The 447-nt window shown below is 40.9% G+C and carries 1 protein-coding gene; it reads right to left on the bottom strand.

Annotation, left to right across the window (positions count from 1 at the left end; all coding sequences use genetic code 11):
- Nucleotides 1-381 (bottom strand): thioredoxin family protein (locus HC175_RS18660; protein ID WP_168139701.1); only part of this gene is annotated, 381 nt, incomplete at its 3' end.
- Between the last annotated feature and the right edge of the window lie 66 nt (nucleotides 382-447).

The raw sequence follows: 447 nt of genomic DNA, 5'->3' as shown, positions 1-447 counted from the left end.
ATAGCCGGTTTTCCCGAGCACCTTTCCGTTTTGATCCATTATGACCACCAGGGGAAAATACCCCTGTGGATTATATCTCTCTGCCAACTTGTTATTCTTTTCCTGCCGGGAAGGTTCAAGTTGATTTTTTTCCTTTCGGGGGAAATCAGCCTTTACCAGTACATAATGATCTTTAGCGTAGTCCTGAAATTCTGAAGATGACCAAATCTCACGATCCAGTTTGATGCATGGGGCACACCAGTCAGAGCCCTGGAAGATGAGCAGAATTTTCTTGTTTTCTTTTAAAGCCTGTTCCTGTGCAGACGAAAGATCGTTGTGCCATGATTGTGCACTTGCAATTCCAGCAACAAAAAATAATATTCCAAAAAGTATATTTTTCATAGAAGTATCTTCCTTTATTCTCTAACGAATTTAATGATCTGTTATTGCTGCTGCTGCTCCTTCTGC

The organism is Salinimicrobium oceani, from assembly GCF_012037645.1.
This window is presented reverse-complemented; position numbering and strand designations above follow the sequence as displayed.